Consider the following 23502-nt stretch of genomic DNA (forward strand, 5'->3'; position numbering starts at 1 on the left):
GTCCTCTCAGGTGGAGCAATTATGTTTTAGAACGAGTAGCGTGCGGCGAGTTCGCCGCGGTCGAGCTTGCCGACCTGCCCGTCGACCAGCCGCCGTTCCGCGTGGCGGAACTCGACACCCAGATCTATGGCCTTGATCGGCGAGAAGAACAGGTTGGCAGACGTGCTCCACGCCGAAGCGCTGGCGCCGATCGGTTCGCCGCCGGTCGGATAATCGATCGACTGGACGCTGCCGATGAAGGTCGAGCGCAGCTTGTCGGTCCAGCCGAGTTTCAGCGCGGCGAATCCAGCGGAAAGGCTGGGCGTCCGCAATTCCGCTCCCGGCACCGCTGCGAAGACGGCGTCGGGCGCCAGGTTCAGGCCGACATACCGGCCGATCCCGTCGCCATGCGTCACCATGAAGCGGATGTCGGAACGGCCGGACACGTCGAGCGGCACCTTGCCCGCGAACGACACGCCCCAGCCGGTCGCACTCTCGTTCAGCGGTCCGGTGTCGATCGTCAGCTTGCGCGCCAACCCCGCCAGCGAGAACTCGCCGAACGCGGTCTTGTAGTTCAGCCGAGCCGCGACGTCGGGCAGGCGATCGTCCGCATTCTCGACGATCGCGGCAGAGGTCAGGCCGGTCGACGCGGTCTCTGGGTTCTCGGCCGCGACCGACACCGTCAGCGTATCGCTCAACTTGCGTGTATACCGTATCTGAGCCTGCCGAACGAACACGCTGCCTTCCGACGGCCCGATGAAGTCGGTCGTTTCGGGCAGTGCGCCGATATACTGGAACGTCGTCCATTCCTGACCGAACAGCCAGTTGTCGTAGGTGAAGAACGCGCGACGCAGGCCGGGGTTGTAGCCGCTGACGACGCGCTGGTTACCCTGCGATCCCGGCACGACCTGGAAATCGACTTCCAGCAGACCCTTCAGGCTGTGTCCCGCCACCGGCGTGTCCGTCGCCAGCACGATCCGCGTCTGCTTGGCGTGCGATTCCAGGCTGTTGCCCTCGTTGCGACCGCCGACCGGGATCATGCTCGGGAAATAGAAGTCGCGACCGACCGATTCCGGCGCGATGTTGCCGCCGCTGTAGCGACTGACCGATGCCCAGGTCTTGATGAAGCCGTTGAGCTTGACCGTCGTCCCCGCGACCTTGAACCCGTCGGTCGACGCTGCGGCGGGTGCTTTCGCTTCGGCAAGCGCGGTCGGCGCAGTCGGCCCGACGGGGGCCGTCGGATGCAGGTCGTTCGGCGCGGACGCGACCGCGGTCGGTGCGGCGGTCGACGTCGCCGGAGCGGCAGGTCGTGGCGCGGCCGCAGCCGTCGCCCGCGCTGCGTTCAGCTCGCCGCGCAGGTCCTGCACCGCCGCTTCCAGCGCCTTCAGCCGAGTCTCGAGCTCGACCTCACGCGCAGTCTGCGCTTGCACCACGCCGGGTACCAGCGCGGTGCCCGCGAGCAGGGCCGTCAAGGCCAGCCGTTTCTTGAACGCCATGAATGTCATCCCCGTCTCCGCACTTTTCCACTGGTCTTACGCGTGGAATTAGCGTCGTCATCATGGCGTATTGCGTCCCCCGGTCCACCCCTTACTTTGGTGCGGGATGATCGTGCCGACACGACCGCGTACAGCGCGGCAAAAGGAGAGCCAGATGACCGAGGCAAGCTATCCCGTCCCCGCGGAATGGGCGAAGGATGCCCTGATCGACGCCGCCGCCTATGACCGGATGTATGCCGAGGCCGCGACCGATCCCGACGCGTTCTGGGCGAAGGAGGCCAAGCGGCTCGACTGGATCGTCGCCCCGACGAAGATCAAGGACACGTCGTTCGACGAGAGCGACTTCCACATCCGCTGGTTCGAGGACGGCCAGCTCAACGTCGCCGCGAACTGCGTCGATCGCCACGCCGACGCGCGCCCCGACGCGACCGCGATACTGTGGGAAGGCGACGACCCCGCCGGCGACCGCAAGATCAGCTATGCCGAGCTGCGCAATGAGGTGGCGAAACTCGGCAACGCGCTGAAGGCGAAGGGCGTCAAGAAGGGCGACCGCGTCACGATCTACCTGCCGATGATCCCCGAGGCGGCGTTCGCGATGCTCGCCTGCGCGCGGATCGGCGCGATCCATTCGGTGGTGTTCGGCGGCTTTTCGCCCGAAAGCCTGTGCAACCGCATCCATGACTGCGACAGCCGCATCGTCATCACCGCCGACGAAGGGCTGCGCGGTGGCAAGACCGTGCCGTTGAAGGCCAATGTCGACGCCGCGCTCGACCACGGCGATCTCGCGGTCGAGACCGTCATCGTCGTCCGCCGCACCGGCGGCAAGGTCACCATGACCGAAGGCCGCGACTGCTGGTATGCGGACTGCGTCGAGGGCCAGTCGACCGACTGCGCACCCGAGCCGATGAACGCCGAGGACCCGCTGTTCATCCTCTACACCAGCGGCTCGACCGGCCAGCCCAAGGGCGTGTTGCACTCGACCGGCGGGTATCTGGTGTGGGCGTCGATGACGCACGAATACGTCTTCAACTACCGGCCCGGCGAGATCTTCTGGTGCGCGGCGGATGTCGGCTGGGTTACCGGCCACACCTATTCGCTGTACGGCGCACTCGCCAACGGCGCGACGACCGTAATGTTCGAGGGCGTGCCGAACTACCCCGATCACAGCCGGTTCTGGCAGATCGTCGACAAATACCAGGTCAACATCCTCTACACCGCACCGACCGCACTCCGGTCGCTGATGCGCGAGGGCGACGACTGGGTGACGCGCACGAGCCGCAAGTCGCTCCGGCTGCTCGGCTCGGTCGGCGAACCGATCAATCCGGAGGCGTGGAACTGGTATCACAACGTCGTCGGCGACGGTCGCTGCCCGATCGTCGACACCTGGTGGCAGACCGAGACAGGTGGCCATATGATCTCGCCACTGCCGGGCGCCACCGCGCTGAAACCCGGCAGCGCGACGAAACCCCTGTTCGGCGTGCTGCCCGAACTGGTTGATGCGGACGGCAAGGTGCTGGAGGGCGCGGTCGAGGGCAATCTCGTCATCGCCGACAGCTGGCCCGGCCAGATGCGCACCGTGTGGAACGATCACGAGCGCTTCTTCCAGACGTATTTCTCGACCTATCCCGGCAAGTATTTCACCGGTGACGGCTGCCGCCGCGACGAGGACGGCTATTACTGGATCACCGGCCGCGTCGACGACGTCATCAACGTCAGCGGCCACCGGATGGGCACCGCCGAGGTCGAGAGCGCGCTCGTCGCGCATTCGAAGGTCGCCGAGGCCGCGGTCGTCGGCATGCCGCACGACGTGAAGGGCCAGGGCATCTACGCGTACGTCACGCTCAACGCGAACGCCGAACCGAGCGAGGATTTGCGCAAGGAACTCGTCCAGTGGGTCCGTCGCGAGATCGGCCCGATCGCGACGCCCGACATCCTCCAGTTCGCGCCCGCGCTCCCGAAGACGCGCTCTGGGAAGATCATGCGCCGCATCCTGCGGAAGATCGCGGAGAACCAGCTCGACCAGCTCGGCGACACCTCGACGCTCGCCGATCCCGCGGTGGTCGACGCGCTGATCGCCGGGCGCGAGGAGGCTATCCCCGTACCGGCATGACGCGCACGATTCTCATCGCCGACGATCACCCGCTGTTCCGCCAGGCGCTCAAACTGGCGGTCAGCCGCGCCGCGCCCGACGCGGTGGTGATCGAGGCGGGGCAACTCTGCGAGGCGGTCGACGCGGTGCGGGGGGCGGCGCGGCTCGACCTGATCCTGCTCGACCTGCGCATGCCGGGCTCGGAAGGCTTTGCCGGTGTCGCGCTGCTCCACGCCGAACGTCCCGACACGCCGATCATGGTGATCTCCTCGGCCGACGAAGCCGAGGCGGCACCGCGTGCGCGTGCCTATGGTGCGATCGGCTTCGTCTCCAAGACCGCCGACCTGACCACGCTCGAAACCGCCGTAGCCCGAGCCCTCGCCGGCGAACGCGACGCGCCGATCGAAGGTGCCTCCGTAGATGACATGGCGACGCGTGTCGCAAGCCTCACCCCAACCGAACTCAAAGTCCTGCTCGGCGTCTTGGCCGGCCGCCTGAACAAGCAAGTCGCCTTCGACCTCGGCATTTCGGAAGGCACTGTGAAGGGTCACATGACCGCGATCCTGCGGAAACTTGGGGTGCAGAACCGTACGCAGGCTGTCCTTGCGGCAAGAGCAATGGACATCCACTTCGCCGACTAATCGCGCGCCACCTACTACCCCAACGTCATCCTGACGAAAGTCAGGACCCAGGATACCACCCACCCCGATCGTGGCTCTGGATCCTGACGTTCGTCAGGATGACGGCTTGTGTCCGTGGCTTGATCCTCCCCTGCAAGGGGGAGGTGGCGCCGGAGGCGGCGGAGGGGGAGGAACGCGCAACAGCAGTTCCCTCTTTCCCCCCCCGTCAGGCAAGCGCCTGCCACCTCCCCCTTGCGGGGGAGGCTCAACTCCCACGCGCCGCCGCCGCAGACGCATCCTCGATAAATCGCCACAAATCCGCCGGCACCACCGGCTTAGTCAACACGACTAGCCCCGCACACCGCGGATCCTCCGCCACCGCGCGATCCGCCGTCACCAGCGCAATCGCCGGCGCCGGCACCATCGCCCGCAACCGCACAACGACGTCGAGTCCGTCCTCCGCCTCGTCCAGATGAAAGTCGACCAACGCCACATCCGGCTCCTCGTCCGCCGCCAGTTCCATCGCCTCGGCGATCGTCGCCGCCAGCAACGGCACGCACCGCCTGGCGCGCAACGCCGCATCGAGCGCCGCCAGGATCGTCGCATCATTGTCGAGACACAGCACCCGCAACCCCGGCACCAGCGCGCGGCTCGCCAGAGGCGTCGGCAACACGACATCCAACCCGGCAGGCGCAAGCGGCACCCGCACCGCAAACGTCGTCCCCCGCCCCAAGTCCGACCGCAACTCGACCGCCGACCCGAGCAACCGCGCGATCCGCCGAACGATCGCCAGCCCGAGCCCGACGCCGCCGCCCGCACTCCCCTTACTCTCCAGCCGCTCGAACTCCTCGAAGATCCGCTCGCGATCCCCAGCCGCAATCCCTGGCCCAGCATCGCGCACCTCGATCAGCACGTCATCACCTCTGCGCCGCGCCCCGATCCAGATCCGTCCATCCGCCGAATAGCGCACCGCGTTCGACAGGAAGTTCTGCAGGATCGACCGCAGCAACGACCGATCGGTCGCCACGCTGAACGCCCCCGGATGCGCCGCCAGCACCAGCCCGCGCTCGCCCGCCAACGGCCGGAACTGCACCGCCAGCTCGTCGATCAACGCCCCCAGCGCAAACCGCTCGACCTTTGGCACGACGCCCCCCGCATCGAGCCGCGACACGTCGAGCAACGCGCGCAGCAACGTGTCCGCCGAGCCGATCGCGCCATCGATCGCGCGTACCAGCTCACCTTGATGCGGCGCCTTTCCCTCGTCGAGCGCCGCGCAGAACAGCCGCGCCGCATGCAAAGGCTGCAACAGGTCATGGCTCGCCGCCGCCAGGAACCGCGTCTTGTCGCGCGTCGCGGTCTCGGCGATCGCGCGCGCCTCGCCGAGCATGTGGTTCGACCGCGCGAGGTCCTGCGTCCGCGCGACGACCCGCGCCTCGAGATCGGCCTGCGCCTCCTTCTCCGCGGTGATGTCGGTGAAACTCTGCACGTACCCGCCGCCCGGCATCGGCCGCCCGACCATCTTGATCCACCGCCCCGACGGCCGCTGCCGCTCGAAACTATGCGGCGTCCCGCGCGCAAGGTGCGCCACCCGCCGACTGACATGCGCGGCGATATCGTCCACCCCCTCGCGCTCGGCATTGTAGCGGATCAGGTCGGCGATCGAGCGCCCGACCACGACATAGCCCTCGGGATAGTCGAACATCTCGACATAGCGCGGATTCCACGCGACCAGCCTCAGGTCCGCATCGATCACGCTGACCCCAGGATCGATCGTCTCCAGCGTCGCCGACAGCAACGTGCGCGAGAACCGCAGCGAGCGCCCACGCTGGTCGAGCAGCCGTACCACGTCGCTGACGTCGATCGCCGACCCGGCGATGCTCGACGCGACGATTTTCCGCGCGGACGGTGCGCCGATCACGCCTGCGATCAGCCGCTCGGCGGTGCGCGCCGCGGGCCCGTCGATCGGCGCGCGCAAATCGGGCGACGTTACCCCGATCGCCTCCGCCTCGCCATCGCCGACGAACCGCGCAACCAGCATCCGCAATTCGCCCAACGTCGTGACGTGATCGAGCGCGGCATTCCCACGGTGGCGCTCGCGCAAATGCAGACCGACCATCAGCGCGACGTTGACGCCGAGGCTCCACACCGTGCCGTTGACCAACGGCGAGCCGATCCGCCAGCCGAGCAACGCATCGGGATCGAGCCAACCCCGCGTAAATTGCGCCAATGCCGGCCCGACGCCTTCACCGATCGACGGCAGCAACAGGCAATAGATCCAGACGATCACGCCCCCGACCAGTCCCGCGCGCGCCGCGGTATGGTTGGCGAAGTTCCACCCAACGCTTGCAATCAATGCAGGCGCGAACTGAGCGACCCCGGCGAACGCGATCAGCCCGATCGATGCCAGCGGCAGGTCCGCGCCAAGACTCCGCCCATACACCAGCGCAACCGCGACGATCGCAGCGATAATCACCCGCCTAACGCGCAGCATCCGCCGCCCGAGTTCGCCCTCGCCCGCCTCGCCATGCCGCCGGAGCAGCAACGGCGCGAGCAAATCGTTGGTCGCCATCGTCGACAGCGCGATCGTCTCGACCACCACCATCGCCGTCGCCGCCGAAAACCCGCCTAGAAACGCCAGCAGCGCGACGAGATGCGCGCCCTGCTGCAGCGGCACCGCCAGCACGTACAGATCGGGCTCTGCACCATCCGGCAACAGCGTCATCCCCGCGAGCGCCAGCGGCAGCACGAGGAGCGAGATCACCACCATGTACGTGATGAACGGCCCGCGCGCTCGGGCGATCGAGTCCGGACCCTGCGCTTCGATCACCCCGACATAAAATTGCCGCGGCAGGCACAGGATCGCGAGCGCCGACAACAAGGTACGAACCCAGAAATCGGACGTCAGCGCCCCCCAGGTGAAGCCGGACCGAAGCCGCGCCATCGGCGGCGCCAGTATCTCCGCCGGCACGTCGGCCAGCAGCGCCACCGTCACCATCCCGAGTACGACGAAGCACAACAGCTTGATCAGCGACTCCGCCGCGATCGCCGCGACGACGCCGGGGTTGCGCCCCGCAACTTCATACCGCCGCGCGCCGAACACGATCGCGAACACCGCCAGCAGCAACGCGACGAACGTGCCGACCTCCGCCGAACTCCTGACGCCCGCGATGGCGCCGAAACTCAGCGTGACCGATCGAAGCTGGAGCGCGATATACGGCACCGACGCGAGCAGCGCCGTCCCCGCCACGATCGCCGCGGTCCCGCGGCTGCGTCCGTAGCGCGCGGAGATGAAGTCCGAGATCGAGCTCGACCCTTCCTCGCGTGCCAGCCTTACCAGCCGCGCGAGAAACTTCGGCGCAAGCAGGAACACCAGCGCCGGCCCGAGATAGATGGCGAGGTAATCCCACCCCCGCGTCGCCGCCGTGCCGACCCCGCCGAAGAACGTCCAGCTGCTGCAATACACCGCCAGCGACAGCGGATAGGCGATCCGCTGGAGCCGTGTCGACAGCCCGCGCCGGTCGACGATCCAGGCGATCCCGAACAGCAACGCGCCATAGGTCAGGATCGCGATGATGACACTTGGCCCGACGATGGCGGCGCTCCGGTTCAGGATTGACGCGACGACCTAGCACAGGACAGGCGCCGGTCGTCGACCGCTATGTGACGTCCCGCGGCGGCTAGCGGCTTGCACCGATCACCCGCCCGCGCTATCGCCGCACCGCTCTCGTGTCGGAACACTACCGGGAGCCTGCTTGGAAACCCATCGGTTTCAATAGCATGCGGGTATAGTACAATGGTAGTACAGCAGCCTTCCAAGCTGAATACACGGGTTCGATTCCCGTTACCCGCTCCATCCCTTGTACGAGCGCGCGCTGTCGGCCACCGTAAACGACATCGACCATATCGAGAGCCGGTCGATGCCCGGGATCGGCGTCACGAAGATCTATTTCCAGCCCAGTGCCAACACCCGCACTGCTGCCGCGCAGGTCATGCCGGTGTCGCAGACGGTGCTGCGCCAGTTGCCACCGGGCGTCACCCCGCCGCTTATCCTCAACTTTAGAGCTCGACCAATGCCGATCCCGCAGTTCGCGCTGTCGAGGGTCGGGCTGTCCGAGGGCAAGCTGTTCGACACCGCGGTGAACCAGATCCGCCCCGGCCTCGTCACCGCCGGGGCGCGGGGATCCCGTACCCATCGGGCGGGCAACAGCGCCAGGTGCACATCGACCTCGAACCGCAGGCGCTGCAATCGAAGGGTCTGTCTGCGCTGACCGCGGCGCTCGACGCGCAACGCCTGTTGCTCGAAGTGCAAAGTACGCGGCTACAGATCGCGGTCGACACCGTCCGCGCGATCGGCGGCGGCGTCACGACCTGACTGCCGGATCGCCGCCGCGGGGTCAGACCCGCAGGTAGCGGTAATACCAGACCTCGTGACCCTGCCGCCGCGCCTTGCGCTCGTACCGCGTCTCGGGCCAGTCGTCCGGGCGCGTCAGGAAGTCGTGCGGCGTCTTCGCCTGCCATTCGAAATCGCGGCGGGCGTTCATGATCATCATCGACCACCGGCAATAGGTCGGATCGTCGGTGCCGAGCCGGAACTCCGCGCCGGGTTTCAGCTTGGCGGCGATCGTGTCGAGCGGGCCGTGGTTGACCATGCGGCGCTTGGCGTGGCGCGCCTTCCGCCAGGGATCGGGGTGCAGCAGGTACAGCCGGTCGAGGCTCGCGTCGGGCAGCCGCTCGATCACCTCCAGCGCATCGCCCATGTGCAGCCGGACGTTGGTCAGCTCGCCGTCGCGGATGTGCGCCAGCGCGCCGACGACGCCGTTGAGGAACGGTTCGCAGCCGATGAAGCCGACGTCGGGGTTCATCGCGGCCTGTCCCGCCAGATGCTCGCCCGCGCCGAAGCCGATCTCGATGTGCAAGGGGCGGTCCTCGCCGAACAACGTCATCGCATCGATTGGCCCTTCCTCGGGCACCGAGAGGTCGGCGAGCGTTTCCTCGACGAGCGCGGCTTGGCCCAGGCGCAGCTTGTGGCCTTGGCGACGGCCATAGAGGCGGCGGATAACAGAAGGATCGTTCATCGCCGCGCGCTCTAGCGGGCGATTGCGCCGGAGCAAAGCGCGACGCGGACCGTTGCACTCTCGTAATGGTCGATAACGCTTCCAATCCGCCCGGCGAAGACGTCGAGGATCTCAAGGCCGCCGATGCGCAGGACCTGCACAAGGCGGTTCGCGAGGAGGGCGAGGAAGAACTCGATCGACCGGTGTCGTCGCTGTTCTTCTCCGGGCTCGCCGCGGGCATGGCGATCGCCAGTTCGCTGATCGCGGAAGGCGCGCTGCACCACGCGCTGCCCGATACGCCGTGGCGGACGATCATCGTCTCGCTTGGCTATCCGATCGGCTTCCTGGTCGTGATCCTGGGGCGGATGCAGTTGTTCACGGAGAGCACGATCACCGCGATGTTGCCGTTGGTGACCAAGCCGTCGGGCTGGGCATTGCGGCGCACCTTGCGGCTCTGGAGTGTCGTGCTGGGTGCCAACCTCATCGGGACGGCGCTGGCCGGCGGGATGATCGCGGCCGGCCTGCTCGGCGGCAGCGAGCTTCGTACCGCGATGATCGAGGTGTCGATGGCGATCACCGAACTCTCGCCCGGCGCGACGTTCGTCAACGCGATCCCGGCCGGGTTCATGATCGCGATCCTCGCCTGGTCGCTGCCGAATGCGCGCGAACAGTCGTTCCTCGTGATCGTCGCGATCACCTACGTCGTCGCGATCGCCGCGTTCAGCCATTCGATCGTCGGATCGGTGGAGGCGTGGCTGCTGGTGTTTTCGGGTAAGGTCGGCGTCGCTCAGGCGTTCGGCGGCCTCATGGTCCCGGCGATCCTCGGCAACTTGCTGGGCGGTGCGGGGTTGTTCGCCTTGCTCGCGCATGCACAGGTGCGCGGTGAAATGGACGGACAGGGCGAAAATTGATGGGCAAGACCAAGGACGCCGCAAAGGCCGTCGAGAAGGCGGACCGCAAGGCGACGCACAAGGCTGCCGAGCACCGCGACGAACCGCTGGTCAAGGCGACCGGGTTCCTCGCCGAGATCGGCGACCAGCCGCAGCTGGTGGCGACGTCGATCGGCACGGTCGTGATCGGTCTGATCGCGCGCAGGCCGGACGTGATCCGTGGCGGCGTGCGGATGCTGGCGGCGCATGCGGCGGCGACCTTCGTCAAGTCGGCGATCAAGGCATCGGTCGACCGCACCCGCCCCGAAAAAGCGATTGAGGACGGCAAGGCGCGGTTCGAGCCCGGCAAGAGCGACGATCACGACCAGACGTCGTTCCCGTCTGGCCACACCGCGGGTGCGGTTGCGGTCGCGCGTGCCGCGTCGCGCGACATCACGGGCGCTGGCGGTCCGGCGGCGTTGATCTCTGGCGCCGTCGCGGCGGCGCAACCGGTGAACGGGAAGCATTACCTCTCCGATCTCGTCGTCGGTGCGGCGGTCGGGTGGATCGCCGAAGCGCTCGTCAGCGCGGTCTTCGACCGGGTCGCGCCCGCGGTCGAGACGGCCGTGGCGACCAAGGCACCATTGCTGATCGAGCATGCCAAGGCCTGAGCGGTTCGACGCGACCGAGTGTTACCCGTTGACCACAGATTGCGGCGAAATCAATATTTGTAAGGATCGGCAAGGGGATAGCGGAACCGTTACGCCCGCGTGACGGTTGCCACCGCATCGTAACCAGAACGGACTATCCCCATGAAGAAGCTTTCCATCGCCGTCACGCTCGCCGCCATGGCCGTGTCGCTCGCAGCCTGCGGCGGCAAGGGCGATGACAAGCTCGGCAGCCAGGTCGAGAAGGCCGCGGACAACCGTGCCGACGCACTCGAAGCGACTGCCGACAATCTCGAAGAGCAGGCTAAGGCCGTCCGCAAGGACGGCGACCGCCAGTCGGACGCGATCGACGATGCCGACGTGAACGCGCAGGCGATGCCGCAGGCGCAGAAGGATGCACTGGTCAACGGCAGCGAAAAGCTCCGTTGATCTTGTAGGCGCACACCAGCGCCGGCGTCTTGGCCGCCTTCCGGTACACACCGGAGGGCGGTTTTGACGTTTTGAAAGGACCGGCTCGATCGGTCGCTATTATCACGGGGGACACGGCAATGATCGACAGGCGTCGACTGGAAACGGGGGGCTTCATCACCTTCCTGGTGGCGATCACGATCGCGTTGTGCGTGGTCGTGTCGTCGTTCGCGGCGGCGCTGTTGTGGAGCGCACTCGCGGCGATCCTGTTCCAGTCGCTGTACCAGTGGCTGCTCAAGCGCTGGCCCGACCGCCGCAATCTCGCCGCCGCGCTGACGTTGCTAATCATCTTCGTCGCCGTGATCATCCCGACGCTGTTCATCGGCAGCCTGATGATCGACCAGTCCGCCTCGGTCTATGCGAAGCTGCAGAACGGCCAGATCAACTTCGGTGCGTATTTCCAGCAGATCCACGACGCAATGCCGAACCGGATCCAGGGTGCGCTCGACAAGGCCGGGCTTAACAGCTTCGAACAGGCACAGTCGCGGGTGTCCAACATCCTCGGCAACAGCGTCCGCTCGATCGCCGGGCAGGCGCTATCGATCGGCCGTAACGCCGCTGCGTTCCTGCTGTCGTTCGGCGTCGGCCTGTACGTAACGTTCTTCCTGCTCCGCGACGGTGACAAGGTGGGACCTGCGATCCGTCGCGCATTGCCGTTCGAGCATTCGGTGGCTGTGAAGCTGGTCGACAAGTTCGTCGCGGTGGTGCGTGCGACGATCAAGGGATCGGTGATCGTCGGGCTCGTCCAGGGTGCGCTGGGCGGCCTGACGTTCTGGATCGTCGGCGTGCCGGCTGCCCTGCTCTGGGGCCTGCTGATGGCGCTGACGTCGCTGCTGCCCGCGCTCGGGCCTGCGATCGTGTGGGTGCCGGTTGCAGTGTACCTGCTGGCGACGGGAGCGATCTGGCAGGGCGTGGTCGTGATCGTCTCGGGCGTGGTGGTGATCGGTCTGGCCGACAACATCCTGCGGCCGATCCTGGTCGGGCGCGATACGGGGATTCCGGATTATATTGTGTTGGTCACGACGCTGGGCGGAATCGAGGTCGTCGGGCTCAGCGGTATCGTCGTCGGCCCGCTAGTCGCGGCGCTGTTCCTGACGGCGTGGCAGATCCTCACCGAGCAGCGGCATGCCCAAGTTTCCCCCGTTCGTCCCGAGTAGCTGCTGAGCGTTGTCAAAGGATGGCGCGAGCGACCGGTCGTTCGGGTCGCGACACGTCCTCGATAACCCTCTCCCCTAAACCCCTCACCCTTCCGTCGCCAAGCGGCTCCTCCCTCCCTCTCCCCGGCGGGGCGAGGGACTGGAAGATCAGCTAAAAAAAAGCCTCCCGAGGACTGGTCCGCGGGAGGCTTTTTCGTAACCCCAAAGGCGCCTCTATCAGGCAACAGCAGCCTTCAGCGCGTCGACCAGGTCGGTCTTCTCCCAAGTGAACGTGTCACCGTCGGGCTCACGACCGAAATGCCCATAGGCTGCGGTCTTCTTGTAGATCGGCGCGTTAAGCTTGAGGTGCTCGCGAATGCCCTTCGGCGTCAGGCGAACGAGCTTCGGCAGGACCGCCTCGAGCCTGGCTTCCTCGACGGTGCCGGTGCCATGCGTGTCGACATACACCGACAGCGGCTCGGCGATGCCGATCGCATAGCTCAGCTGGATCGTGCAACGACGCGCAAGGCCCGCAGCGACGACGTTCTTCGCCAGATACCGCGCCACATACGCTGCCGAGCGATCGACCTTCGTCGGATCCTTCCCCGAGAATGCGCCGCCGCCATGCGGGGCCGCGCCGCCGTAGGTGTCGACGATGATCTTGCGGCCGGTGACGCCAGCGTCGCCATCGGGGCCACCGATCTCGAACTGGCCGGTCGGGTTGATGTAGATCGCGGTCTCGTCGGTGATGAAGCCGTCGGGCAGCACGTCCTTGAACACGCCCATCACGTAATCGCGCAGTACGGCGTACTTGGCGGGATCGGCGTTGTCGCCCTTCTCGCAGTAGCCCGGAGCGTGCTGGGTCGAGACGACAAGGGCGGTCGCGCCGACCGGCACTTCGTTCTCGTACGACAGCGTGACCTGGCTCTTGGCGTCGGGCTCAAGGAACGGCGCGGCGCCCGAATGGCGGTCTTCGGCCATCTTGGCGAGGATCTTGTGGCTGTAATACAGCGTCGCCGGCATCAGGCCTGGGGTCTCGTCGGTCGCGTAGCCGAACATGATGCCTTGGTCGCCGGCGCCCTCGTCCTTGTTGCCGCTCTCGTCGACGCCCATCGCGATGTGCGCGGACTGGCCGTGGAGGTTGTTCTCGAAGCGGAACGTCTCCCAGTGGAAGCCGGTCTGCGCGTAGCCGATTTCCTTGACCGTGTTGCGAACCGCCGCCTCGATCTCTTCGAGCACGCCATCGGCCCACTGGTCGTTCTCGTAGATGCCCTTGCCGCGGATTTCACCGGCCAGGACGACGAGCTGCGTGGTCGTCAGCGTCTCGCAGGCGATCCGCGCCTGCGGGTCCTTGGCGAGGAACAGGTCGACGATCGTGTCGCTGATCTGGTCGGCGACCTTGTCGGGATGGCCTTCGGAGACCGATTCGGACGTGAACAGGAAGGACTTGCGCATAAGGGCCTCTTTGTCATGCCCGCCGACAAAACTGCCGGTTGAGCGTCATATAAGGAAAGCTTTATATGACCTTCTAACGATGGCGGCGGCGGAGAGCAACCGCGCTGGCAAGCATGAGTGCTGCAACGATCGCCGCCATCGCATTGCCGACGCGTGAGAACAGCGTGGGAGGCAGGGCGGACGGCATCGGCTGCTCGATCGCGCCGGCAGTCTCGTGCGGAACGGTCGCGAGAAGGCGGCCATCGGCGGCGATGATCGCGGAGATGCCGGTCGGGGTGGCACGAAGAATCGGCAAGCCTTCCTCAATCGCCCGCATCCGCGCTTGGGCAAGATGCTGCGGCGGACCCCATTTGCCGAACCACGCGTCGTTCGAAGGATTGAACAGGATGCGCGGGCGATGCGCGCGGTCGACGACCTCACCGGAGAAGATGATCTCGTAGCAGATCTGCATGCCGATCGAGCCGAAGCCCGGCAGCGTCAGGTTCGCAGGGCCCTTGCCCGAGGTGAAGTCGATGTCGCCGGGGACAAGGCGCGCAAGGCCGAGCGGCTTCAGGAGCCACGGCATCGGGAGATACTCGCCGTACGGCACGAGGTGCGCCTTGTCGTAGCGGCCGCGGAGTCGTGCTTGCGCGTCGAGTGCGAACACCGAGTTCGCCGCGCCCGAGATCTGATCCTTGGCATTGAACTCTAATGCGGTGCCGCCGATCAGCAGAATGTCCTCGGGCCCCAGCAGACGCGCCATGCGGCGGCGGAGGTAGAGCGGGCTCGACCAGCCGTACGCGTAGAACGGGTAACCGTCCTCGACATAGTCGCGGACGACGCCCTCGGGCCAGACGACTAGGCGCGGGGTTGCGCCGCCTTGGCCGGACAGCTTTTCGAGCGCGGTAAGGACGCGCTCGCCATCGGTCTCGCTGCGGTCTTCCTGGCCAATATCGGGCTGGATCACGCGGACCAGGGGCGTGCCGGGAGCGGGCGGCGGCGCATTCGTCCAGAGTGCGGACAATGCGGCGAGGCCGAGCGCTGGAAGCGCGACGGCTGGCAGTGTCCAACGGCGTACCGCGAGCATCAGCAGCGCGCCCGCAGCGAGGATCGTCACACCCGACAGGGCATAGGTCCCGATCCACGCAGACAGCCGCGCGACGCCGATCGCGGGGAGCCAGACGACGCTCAGCGGGTCCCAGGCGTAACCGGTGAACAGCGTTGCGCGGAGCCACTCCGTCGTGATCCAGGCAGCGGCGAAGACCAGCACGAACGTCGCATCGGGTGTACCGGGCCGTCGCGCGATCCGCCAGGCGAGCGCCGCGGCGAGCATCGGGTAGACCGCGAGGTAGATCGCGAGGCCGACCGCCGCAAAATACCCGAGCACCGGCGGCATCGCGTCCTGAAAGTCGAACGCATGCTGGAACCAGTTGTTGTTCACGGTGAAATGACCGAGCCCGAACACCCACCCACGCCACAGTGCCGCGCGCAACGTCGGCGCGTCGTGGACGATCCTCATCCACAGCGCGAACGCGATCAGCGTCAGCGGCCACAGATCGAGCGGAGCAAACCCGGTCGCGGCAAGCGCACCGAGGACGAGGCAGGCGAGAGCAGGGTAACGGTTCACGCTCGCGCTATGGCGTGGCGGAAGGGACCGGGCAATGTTTTCGGTGTGATGGGGCGGGGGGATGAAGAGCGCCTCCCGGCGGCTAGCACCACCCCGGCGAAGGCCGGGGCCCAATTGGAAAGGTGGGAGTAACGACACGCTGCCTTCCGTTAGCAACGTTCCCCAATTGGGCCCCGGCCTTCGCCGGGGTGGTGTAGAGTTGTGAGCACACCTGCCCAAAGCTTGTTCTCCCGCGAAGGCGGGAGCCCAGACTGGACTCCCGCCTTCGCGGGAGAACAAGAGATGGCCACCGTCCCGGTAGGTGAAAGCACCCACGCAATCCCCCGGCTCGACGAACCTACCTTCCCGACCTATCTTCCCCAAATGACCCTACGCCCCTTCCACCTAGCCTTCCCGGTCCACGACCTCGACGCAGCCCGCAACTTCTACGGCGCCACGCTCGGCTGTCGCGAAGGCCGCTCCAGCGATCAGTGGATCGACTTCGACCTGTTCGGCCACCAGATCGTCGCGCACCTCGATCCTGCCGCCAAACCCGTCGCGGTCGAGAACGCGGTCGACGGCCACGCCGTCCCGGTCCCCCATTTCGGCGTCGTCCTTACGATGGACGACTGGACCGCGCTGTCCGAACGCGTCACCGCCGCCGGCGTCCAGTTCGGGATCGCACCGTACATCCGCTTCAAGGGCCAACCCGGCGAACAGGCGACGATGTTCTTTCTCGATCCCAGCGGCAACGCACTCGAGTTCAAGGCGTTCGCCCACGACGACATGCTTTTCGCGACTTAAGGACTTTCCATGGCCAACCCCATCACCGTCGACGTCCCCCACCAGCTCGGCAAGGCGGCGGTCCGCGCGCGGCTCGACGGCGGGATCGACAAGATCAGCGCCAGCATCCCTGGAGGCTCGGTGACCGACCATCGCTGGGACGGCGACACGCTGCACTTCACCATCCAGGTGATGGGCCAGACCATCACGAGCGCGGTCACGGTGTTCGAGACCAACGTCCACGCGATCGTCGACCTGCCGGGCATCCTCGGCCTGTTCGCGAGCAAGGTGCAGGACATGATCCGCAAGGAAGCGCCGAAACTCCTGCGCTAAGATCAGGTGGTGAGTTCAGGCAGGCGCGCGCCGATACAGCTCGAACGCCGCCCTGGCGCCGACGATGGCCTGCTCGACCCAGGTCTCGTCGGCGGGCTCACCGTCGATCGCGGCCAGCAACGCGCGCCACTCGCCCGACAGATGTTTCGCGCCGAGATAGGCCGAGGGCATCCCGTCGGGCACCGACCGCGACAGCATGATGCCGCCGAGCCGCGAGCCCTCGACCACATACATCGCGCCCCAGCCGGCGGCCGTGCTCGCCGGAACGTCGAACACCATTGGCGCAGGCATGTCTTCGCCCAGCGCGGCAAGATCCTCGGCCAGGGCCGCCCCTCGCGACCGGACCGCCGCCAGCCCCGGAATGGCGGCCAGCCATGCCTCGACCGCCGGCAATGCCCTGGCATGCGCGATCAAAAACGCGCGGTAATCGTCTGCATCGGTCAGGTCGTAGCGCCCGAAACCCGCATCGACCGCGTCGTGATCACTCGCCGTCGCCGCCCGGAGTCGCGCGACAGTCGAAAGCACGTCGGTCAACAGCAGCGTCCCCCGCCCTTGCTGCCGTATCGCGCCTCCTGCCGATCGCGGAAGAACGCGCGCTCGTCCATCGGCGCGTGATCCGGATGCCGCTCGGCCATGTGCTGGACGTAGGCTGTGTAAGACGGCACGCCGACCATCAGCAGCGCGGTCTCGCGCGCCTTGGCGTAGAGTGCGCGGATCATTCTGCGGCCACCAACTGCGGCGGGACTTCGGTCACCGTCGGCCGGTCGATCTTCAGCGCCGCCAGACAGGTACGGATGCCGAAGAACACGATCGACAGCACCACCGCGAGGAACAGCGCGCACAGCCCAGCATCGATCCGGTCGTTGAGCACGATCCGCTGCATCTCCGCCATCGTCTTGGCCGGCGCGAGCAATTCACCGCGTGCCGCTGCCTCTGCAAACTTCGATGCGTGCGCCAGGAAGCCCACTTTCGGATCGCTCGCGAACAGCTTCATCAGCCCGGCGGTGATCGTGCACAGGCACAACCACGCGGCGGGCAGGATCGTCACCCAGGCGTAGCGCTGCCGCTTCATCCGGAACAGCACGACCGTCGCCAGCACCAGCGCGACCGCCGCCAGCATCTGGTTCGAGATACCGAACAGCGGCCACAAGGTGTTCACGCCGCCCAAGGGATCGGTAACGCCCTGGTACAGGAAGAACCCCCACGCGATCACGCAGAGTGCGGTCGCGATCAGCCCCGGCACGATCGCCGAGGCATTGCGGAACGAGGGCACCGCGAGCCCGATCAGATCCTGCAGCATGAACCGCCCGGCACGAGTCCCCGCATCGACCGCGGTGAGGATGAACAGCGCCTCGAACAGGATCGCGAAGTGATACCAGAACGCCTTCATCGCCTGCCCGCCGACGAGGTGGCTGAAGATCTCCGACATCGCCACCGCCAGCGTCGGTGCGCCGCCCGTCCGCGAGACGATCGTCGTCTCGCCGACGTCCTTCGCGGTCTGGGCCAGGACTTCCGGCGTGATTGGGAAGCCCATCGAGGTGACCGCAGTCGCAGCCGACGCGAAGTCGGTGCCGACCACCGCCGCCGGGCTGTTCATCGCGAAATACACGCCCGGATCAAGGATCGACGCGCCGACCAGCGCCATGATCGCGACGAAGCTCTCCATCAGCATCGCGCCATAGCCGATGAACTGCGCATCGCCTTCGCTGGCGATCAGCTTCGGCGTGGTGCCGCTCGCGATCAGCGCGTGGAAGCCCGACACCGCGCCGCACGCTATCGTGATGAACAGGAACGGGAAGAGCCCGCCGGACCAGACCGGGCCGCTGCCGTCGATGAACGGGGTGAGCGCAGGCATCCGCAGCGGCGGCGCGACGACCGCGATGCCGATCGCCAGCGCGACGATCGCGCCGATCTTGAGGAAGGTCGACAAATAATCGCGCGGTGCCAGCAGCAGCCATACCGGCAGTACGGAGGCGACCGCGCCGTATCCCACCATCAGCACGCAGAGCTGCACCGGGGTCAGCGTGAACAGCGGCGCGAGCGTCGGCGAGGCGGCGACGGTACCGCCATAGACGATCGCGGCGAGGAGCCCGATGACGCCGAGAACGGAGACTTCGCCGACCTTTCCGGGTCGGATCCAGCGCGTGTAGATACCCATCAGGAACGCCAGAGGGATCGTCGCGGCGACGGTGAACAGTCCCCATGGACTGCCCGCGAGCGCACGCACCACGATCAGCGCAAGCACGGCGAGGATGATCACCATGATCGCGAACGCACCGATCAGCGCGATCACGCCGGGGATCGCGCCCATCTCCATGCGGATCAGTTCGCCGAGCGACCGCCCGTCGCGGCGCATCGAGATGAACAGGATCATGAAGTCCTGCACCGCGCCGGCGAGCACGACGCCGGCGAGGATCCAGAGCGTGCCGGGAAGATAGCCCATCTGCGCGGCGAGCACCGGGCCGACGAGGGGGCCGGCGCCGGCGATCGCAGCGAAATGGTGGCCGAATAGGACGTTGCGATCGGTCGCGACGTAGTCGAGGCCGTCGGCTCGGCGAAGGGCGGGGGTTTGCCGCGATGGATCGAGCTGCATGACGTGGCGGGCGATGTAGCGCGCGTAGAAGCGGTACGCGATCAGCTGGACCGAGACCGCGGCGGTGACGATCCACAACGCGTTGACATGCTCGCCGCGCTCGAACGCGACGACTGCCAGCGCGCAGGCTGCGAGCAGCGCGAGGGCGCCCCAGCCGATCTTCTCGCGTAATGTCATTGCCTTCGCCCTCCCGCGCGGTCCGTCTGCGCGGCATCGCGTATTCAGGCGCGGAGCGCTAGCCCCGATGCAGGCACTAACCCCTGCACAGCCCCACCCGGGCGAAGGCCGGGGCCGAGTTGGAAAGGTCGAGACAATGGAGCGCCGACCTCAGTTAGCAACGTCCCCAAACTGGGCCCCGGCCTCCGCCGGGGTGGTTGCTGGTAGTATGATAGCGCGCTGCCGGTTCGCGTTCTCAATCGGAACGGTTGGCCTGCAAAGCGCGCGCAGCATGCGGAACGGTGGGTGCCAGAACGGTCCGGCATGACGGGCATGGGTGGCGTTCGTTGGTGCCCCAGCCTAATGCAGTGCTGATACGAGGCGGACGTACCTCCACCAAGACCGTTCCCTCGCGGACGCGGGGGCCCAGCGGAATACCGTAGCGCACCGGTACCCTGGACCCCCGCCTTCGCGGGGGAACAGTTGGGGCGGGGTCCACTTTCCCCATCACCGGGCTGTGCTTGCATGGCAACGACCGGCAAGTCGCGCGCGCCGCCAGTTCAAGCCCCCCCCAACTCAAACCTGCGAATGATGCCCCTTCAGCTCATCGCCCACGATCCGAACCACATGCAGCACATTCGTCGACCCAGGCGTCCGGAATGGCACGCCAGCGAGGACGATGACCCGGTCGCCCGCCTTCGCCATGCCGTGGCGCAGCGCCATCCGCTTCGACTTGGCGACCATGTCCTCGAACGACTCGACGTCGCGCGTGTGCACCGCGTGCGTCCCCCACAGCAGCCCGAGCCGGCGCGCCGTTTCCTGGCTCGGAGTCAGCACCAGCAGCGGCACCGACGGTCGCTCGCGCGCAATCCGGCGCGCGGTCGAACCCGAGGTCGTGAAGCAAATGATCGCCACCGCCGACACCGTCGCAGCGATGTTCTTCGCGGCCTCCGCGAGCGCATCCGCGGTCGTCGGATCGGGCTTCATCACGGTGAAGTGCATGCGGTCGCCGTGTTCGGGATCGCCCTCGACCGATACGCCGATCGCATCCATCATCGCCACCGATTCCATCGGCCACGCACCCGCCGCGCTCTCTGCCGACAGCATGATCGCATCCGCGCCGTCATACACCGCAGTCGCGACGTCCGACACTTCGGCGCGCGTCGGCGAGGGCGACGTGATCATCGATTCGAGCATCTGCGTCGCCACGACCACCGGGCGGCCCATCCGCCGCGAGACCTCGACGATGCGCTTCTGCAACGGCGGCACCTGCTGCGGCGGCAGTTCGACGCCGAGATCGCCGCGCGCGACCATCACGCCGTCGCAGGCCTCGACGATCTCCTCGAGCCGCTCGATCGCCGCCGGCTTCTCGATCTTCGCCATCAGCGCTGCCTTGCCGCCGATCAGTTTGCGCGCCTCCCAGAGATCTTCCGGGCGCTGGACGAACGAGAGCGCGATCCAGTCGACGCCCTGGTCGACCGCGAAGTCGAGATCGCTGCGATCCTTCTCGGTCAGCGCCGCCATCGGCAGCACGACGTCGGGGACGTTCAGCCCCTTGCTGTTCGACAGCGCGCCGCCGACCTCGACCCGCGTCGTGATCTCGCGCGGGCTATGCGACACGACGCGCAGCACGAGCTTGCCGTCGTCGAGCAGCAGGCGCGCGCCCGGCTCGATCGCCGCGAAGATCTCGTCATGCGGCAGTTCGACCCGCGTCGCGTCGCCCGGCGTCGGGTCGCGATCGAGCACGAAGGTCGAGCCGGTTTCGAGCACGGTACGGCCGCCGTCGAACTTGCCGACACGCAGCTTCGGCCCCTGGAGATCGGCAAGAATGGTCGACGGACGACCATAGTCCTTTTCCAGCGCGCGAATCGCCTGGATCACGGCGATCTTCGACTGCTGGTCGCCGTGGCTCATGTTGATTCGGAACGCGTCGGCGCCGGTGCGGAACAGCGTCGCGATCATCTCGGGCGTGCTGCTGGCAGGGCCTAGCGTCGCGAGGATGCGGACTTTTCGCAAACGGGGAGCAATGGCGTGGGTCATGCGGTGCGTTTCCTGGGGGAGGTCTTTGCCGCGACGGGCCTTAAACCCTATCTCCGCGGGATCAACCACGGAGCATAGTAATGAACCCCGATCGCCTCGATACTTTGGACGATGCCGTAGCGGCACAGGCCTTTCGCCGCCTGATCCGTCATCTCCGCCACCGCGAGGACGCGCAGAACGTCGACCTGATGGGGCTCGCCGGTTTCTGCCGCAATTGCCTGTCCGACTGGGTGGAAGAGGCGGGCGGCCTGTCGAAGGATGCGGCGCGGGAGACGGTGTACGGGATGCCGTACGCGGAGTGGAAGGCGCACCACCAGGGCGACGCGACGCCCAAGCAGCTCGAACGGATGAAGGCGAGCGTCGCGAAGAACGCAGTGGTCTGAGAACGGCCGCAATTGATTCGCGACGATCCCCCGAAGGGTCGCTTGAGCCGAACACGGTAAACGCCTAGACGCTGGCCCGCACCCAATTCGGCATGATTCAGGACGTCTCCGGACGGCGATCACCGGTGCGGGCTTGTATCTTGATTGGCTTTTGACCGGCGCGTGGGCGCTGGCGAGTGGGGAATTTTCGATGTCTGACGAACGGCAACACGGCATGGGCGGCGGCGCGGTCGCAGCGGACGAACTGCGCCTGCTGATCGAGCGCGCCGAGCGTCTCGAAGAAGAGAAGAAGGGTATCTCGGACGACATCAAGGACGTGATGGCCGAAGCCAAGGGCCGCGGTTACGACCCCAAGGCGATCCGGAAAATCCTGTCGATCCGGAAGAAGAAGAAGGAAGAATATCAGGAGGAGGAAGCGATCCTCGAGGTGTATCTCCAGGCGTTGGGGATGATCTGAGTTTCGCCAGGGCGGTGAGACGGCCAAACGCGTCGGTTTTGACGTGCTTAACAAAACTGTCATCGGTTGTGGATTAGTGTCCGGCTATGAACATCCGTTTCCTCGCCGCCCTCGCGCTGGCCACTATGGCCGCCCCCGCCCAGTCGGATGAGGGGGCGGCCAACGCCAGCTTCTGCCAGCGGATCGCGACCGAGCTCGGTATGAAAACGGCGAAACCGTCCGACGGCCACGCCGCATGGGAGCTGAAGACGCTCGGCGGCCTGGGTACCGCGCTGTTCGGTGGATCGAGCTATGTTTCGATGGGGCTCGGTCCGGCTGAAGACTCGGTCATCACTAACGCACGCCAATATGTCGATGCGTGTGCCAGCATCGCCAACGGGATGGTATGCACTGTCACCGGGCCGGCGGAATTCCAGATTGGTGTGAAAGATCACATGGTCAAGATGCGCGCGAATGCGGGCGAGCGTGCAGAGGTTCGCATGGTTAAAATGCGGATCCGTTGCGAGGACCGTTGACCGCGCCGAATAGTGCGCTTGCCGTCATCACGGCCGTCCTCTTGCTGGTGCTGGTCAACGTCATCACGGTCGCCGCGTTCGCGCTCGACAAGCGGCGATCATCGACTGGCGCGTGGCGCATTCCTGAATCCCGCTTGCTCTGGTTCGCGGCACTTGGCGGCAGCCCGGGCGCGTTCTGGGCGCGCAATCGCTACCGGCACAAGACACGGAAGCAACCATTCGTCGGTCGGCTCCAGCTCATCGCGATGGTACAAGTCGGCGTCGTCGCAGGTCTCGCCATCGCGTTCGCATTCTAGGTTCGGCAACCGGCAGCGTTATTGCTGCACCTGAAGCTTAGGTGTATTGCCGTTATGCAACATTGCATCGGGGGGCAAGAATGCGGGTATTTCTGGGGATTGCGGCGGCATCATTGGTTAGTGTTCCTGTCGCGGCGCAATCGGTTGAGGTCGACACCCAAAAACTCGGTCAGCGTGCCGAGGCGTTCGTCCGGGTCCGCAACCAGTTCGATCAGGCGGCGATGATCGCGATGATGGCGCCCGAATACCAGGAAGTATCGCCCGTCGGTGAGGTCGATTCCCGCGAGCGCGTGATCGGGTTCTACGCAGCCGACAAGAAATCGGCGGCACCGCCGATGACGATCACCGAAACCGTCGCGCGGCCCGCCGGCACGATCGGCGTCGTCACGATGCGGATCGCCTACACCATGCCCGGCAAGGACGGTCAGATGCAGACGCGCGCGCTGCGGGCCGGCTTTGTCGCGCGACGGATCAAGGGCGACTGGCAGTTCGTGTCGTTGCAGTTCACCCCGATCCGCGGATGACGA

At 66.5% G+C, this 23502-nt stretch carries 22 protein-coding genes, 1 tRNA gene and 1 pseudogene; 15 read left to right on the plus strand and 9 right to left on the minus strand.

Going from position 1 to position 23502, the window contains the following annotated elements; all coding sequences use genetic code 11:
- Positions 1–26 precede the first annotated feature (26 nt).
- Positions 27–1475 carry a DcaP family trimeric outer membrane transporter gene (locus tag AC1MH0_RS13535; RefSeq protein WP_480963208.1) on the minus strand — a complete coding sequence of 483 codons (1449 nt, stop codon included), beginning with the start codon at positions 1473–1475 and terminating at the stop codon, positions 27–29.
- Positions 1476–1629: 154 nt separating this feature from the next.
- On the opposite strand from AC1MH0_RS13535, the gene acs reads away from it, so the two are divergent.
- Positions 1630–3585, plus strand: a complete 1956-nt coding sequence (acs, locus tag AC1MH0_RS13540) for an acetate--CoA ligase (protein ID WP_480963209.1) — start codon at positions 1630–1632, stop codon at positions 3583–3585.
- On the plus strand, positions 3582–4205 hold the full coding sequence (locus AC1MH0_RS13545; RefSeq protein WP_480963210.1) for a response regulator transcription factor: 624 nt from the start codon (positions 3582–3584) through the stop codon (positions 4203–4205). The genes acs and AC1MH0_RS13545 overlap by 4 nt, the downstream gene beginning before the upstream one ends.
- Positions 4206–4449: 244 nt before the next feature.
- Here AC1MH0_RS13545 and AC1MH0_RS13550 read toward each other — a convergent pair whose 3' ends face one another.
- Entirely contained in the window at positions 4450–7731 is a 3282-nt protein-coding gene (locus AC1MH0_RS13550; protein ID WP_480963211.1) for a hybrid sensor histidine kinase/response regulator, read from the minus strand.
- Between the two features lie 232 nt (positions 7732–7963).
- Between AC1MH0_RS13550 and AC1MH0_RS13555 the strand changes: the two genes are divergently transcribed.
- Positions 7964–8037 (plus strand) — tRNA-Gly (locus AC1MH0_RS13555).
- Positions 8038–8044: 7 nt separating this feature from the next.
- Positions 8045–8448, plus strand: a pseudogene (locus AC1MH0_RS13560) (efflux RND transporter permease subunit); the annotation flags it as partial.
- A gap of 130 nt (positions 8449–8578) precedes the next feature.
- Here the strand turns inward: AC1MH0_RS13560 and trmB are convergent.
- Complete coding sequence (gene trmB, locus AC1MH0_RS13565) at positions 8579–9259, minus strand: tRNA (guanosine(46)-N7)-methyltransferase TrmB (RefSeq protein WP_480963212.1); 681 nt, start codon at positions 9257–9259, stop codon at positions 8579–8581.
- Between the two features lie 65 nt (positions 9260–9324).
- Here trmB and AC1MH0_RS13570 point away from each other — a divergent pair, with 65 nt between their 5' ends.
- The 4 genes from AC1MH0_RS13570 (at position 9325) to AC1MH0_RS13585 (ending at position 12400) form a co-directional block, all read left to right on the plus strand.
- Entirely contained in the window at positions 9325–10149 is an 825-nt protein-coding gene (locus tag AC1MH0_RS13570; RefSeq protein ID WP_480963213.1) for a formate/nitrite transporter family protein, read from the plus strand.
- Complete coding sequence (locus tag AC1MH0_RS13575; RefSeq protein ID WP_480963214.1) at positions 10149–10778, plus strand: phosphatase PAP2 family protein; 630 nt, start codon at positions 10149–10151, stop codon at positions 10776–10778. The genes AC1MH0_RS13570 and AC1MH0_RS13575 overlap by 1 nt, the downstream gene beginning before the upstream one ends.
- 141 nt (positions 10779–10919) lie before the next feature.
- Positions 10920–11204, plus strand: coding sequence for a lipoprotein (locus AC1MH0_RS13580; protein ID WP_056061318.1), 285 nt, complete (start codon positions 10920–10922; stop codon positions 11202–11204).
- 119 nt (positions 11205–11323) lie between these two features.
- The gene (locus AC1MH0_RS13585; protein WP_480963215.1) at positions 11324–12400 is read left to right on the plus strand and encodes an AI-2E family transporter; all 1077 of its coding nucleotides are present in this window, start codon (positions 11324–11326) and stop codon (positions 12398–12400) included.
- A gap of 216 nt (positions 12401–12616) precedes the next feature.
- On the opposite strand, the gene metK is transcribed toward AC1MH0_RS13585, so the two are convergent.
- Together metK and lnt are read right to left on the minus strand one after the other, a co-directional pair.
- Entirely contained in the window at positions 12617–13834 is a 1218-nt protein-coding gene (metK, locus tag AC1MH0_RS13590; RefSeq protein WP_480963216.1) for a methionine adenosyltransferase, read from the minus strand.
- 73 nt (positions 13835–13907) lie between these two features.
- A complete protein-coding gene (gene lnt / locus AC1MH0_RS13595) occupies positions 13908–15440 on the minus strand; it encodes an apolipoprotein N-acyltransferase (protein WP_480963217.1) in 1533 nt (510 codons plus the stop codon).
- 363 nt (positions 15441–15803) lie between these two features.
- On the opposite strand from lnt, the gene AC1MH0_RS13600 reads away from it, so the two are divergent.
- Together AC1MH0_RS13600 and AC1MH0_RS13605 are read left to right on the plus strand one after the other, a co-directional pair.
- Positions 15804–16223: a VOC family protein gene (locus tag AC1MH0_RS13600; RefSeq protein WP_480963218.1), complete on the plus strand. Its 420-nt coding sequence runs from the start codon at positions 15804–15806 to the stop codon at positions 16221–16223.
- Between the two features lie 9 nt (positions 16224–16232).
- Positions 16233–16535: a polyhydroxyalkanoic acid system family protein gene (locus AC1MH0_RS13605; protein WP_480963219.1), complete on the plus strand. Its 303-nt coding sequence runs from the start codon at positions 16233–16235 to the stop codon at positions 16533–16535.
- A gap of 15 nt (positions 16536–16550) precedes the next feature.
- Here AC1MH0_RS13605 and AC1MH0_RS13610 read toward each other — a convergent pair whose 3' ends face one another.
- From AC1MH0_RS13610 to pyk, 4 genes are all read right to left on the minus strand, one after another.
- Positions 16551–17060, minus strand: a complete 510-nt coding sequence (locus tag AC1MH0_RS13610) for a biliverdin-producing heme oxygenase (RefSeq protein WP_480965746.1) — start codon at positions 17058–17060, stop codon at positions 16551–16553.
- 5 nt (positions 17061–17065) lie between these two features.
- On the minus strand, positions 17066–17254 hold the full coding sequence (locus AC1MH0_RS13615) for a YbdD/YjiX family protein (RefSeq protein ID WP_121904345.1): 189 nt from the start codon (positions 17252–17254) through the stop codon (positions 17066–17068).
- On the minus strand, positions 17251–19305 hold the full coding sequence (locus tag AC1MH0_RS13620; protein ID WP_480963220.1) for a carbon starvation CstA family protein: 2055 nt from the start codon (positions 19303–19305) through the stop codon (positions 17251–17253). The genes AC1MH0_RS13615 and AC1MH0_RS13620 overlap by 4 nt, the downstream gene beginning before the upstream one ends.
- Positions 19306–19860: 555 nt before the next feature.
- Complete coding sequence (gene pyk / locus AC1MH0_RS13625; protein ID WP_480963221.1) at positions 19861–21324, minus strand: pyruvate kinase; 1464 nt, start codon at positions 21322–21324, stop codon at positions 19861–19863.
- 80 nt (positions 21325–21404) lie between these two features.
- Between pyk and AC1MH0_RS13630 the strand changes: the two genes are divergently transcribed.
- The 5 genes from AC1MH0_RS13630 to AC1MH0_RS13650 all read left to right on the plus strand — a co-directional run bounded on the left by AC1MH0_RS13630 (position 21405) and on the right by AC1MH0_RS13650 (position 23499).
- Positions 21405–21707: a DUF1244 domain-containing protein gene (locus AC1MH0_RS13630; protein ID WP_480963222.1), complete on the plus strand. Its 303-nt coding sequence runs from the start codon at positions 21405–21407 to the stop codon at positions 21705–21707.
- Between the two features lie 214 nt (positions 21708–21921).
- A complete protein-coding gene (locus AC1MH0_RS13635) occupies positions 21922–22164 on the plus strand; it encodes a DUF2312 domain-containing protein (protein WP_197942503.1) in 243 nt (80 codons plus the stop codon).
- A gap of 86 nt (positions 22165–22250) precedes the next feature.
- Complete coding sequence (locus AC1MH0_RS13640) at positions 22251–22679, plus strand: hypothetical protein (RefSeq protein ID WP_353470453.1); 429 nt, start codon at positions 22251–22253, stop codon at positions 22677–22679.
- Positions 22676–22975 carry a DUF1294 domain-containing protein gene (locus tag AC1MH0_RS13645; RefSeq protein WP_480963223.1) on the plus strand — a complete coding sequence of 100 codons (300 nt, stop codon included), beginning with the start codon at positions 22676–22678 and terminating at the stop codon, positions 22973–22975. Before AC1MH0_RS13640 ends, AC1MH0_RS13645 begins: the two co-directional genes overlap by 4 nt.
- 80 nt (positions 22976–23055) lie before the next feature.
- Positions 23056–23499, plus strand: coding sequence for a nuclear transport factor 2 family protein (locus tag AC1MH0_RS13650; RefSeq protein ID WP_480963224.1), 444 nt, complete (start codon positions 23056–23058; stop codon positions 23497–23499).
- Positions 23500–23502 lie beyond the last annotated feature (3 nt).

It is taken from the genome of Sphingomonas sp. AP28, assembly GCF_056680455.1.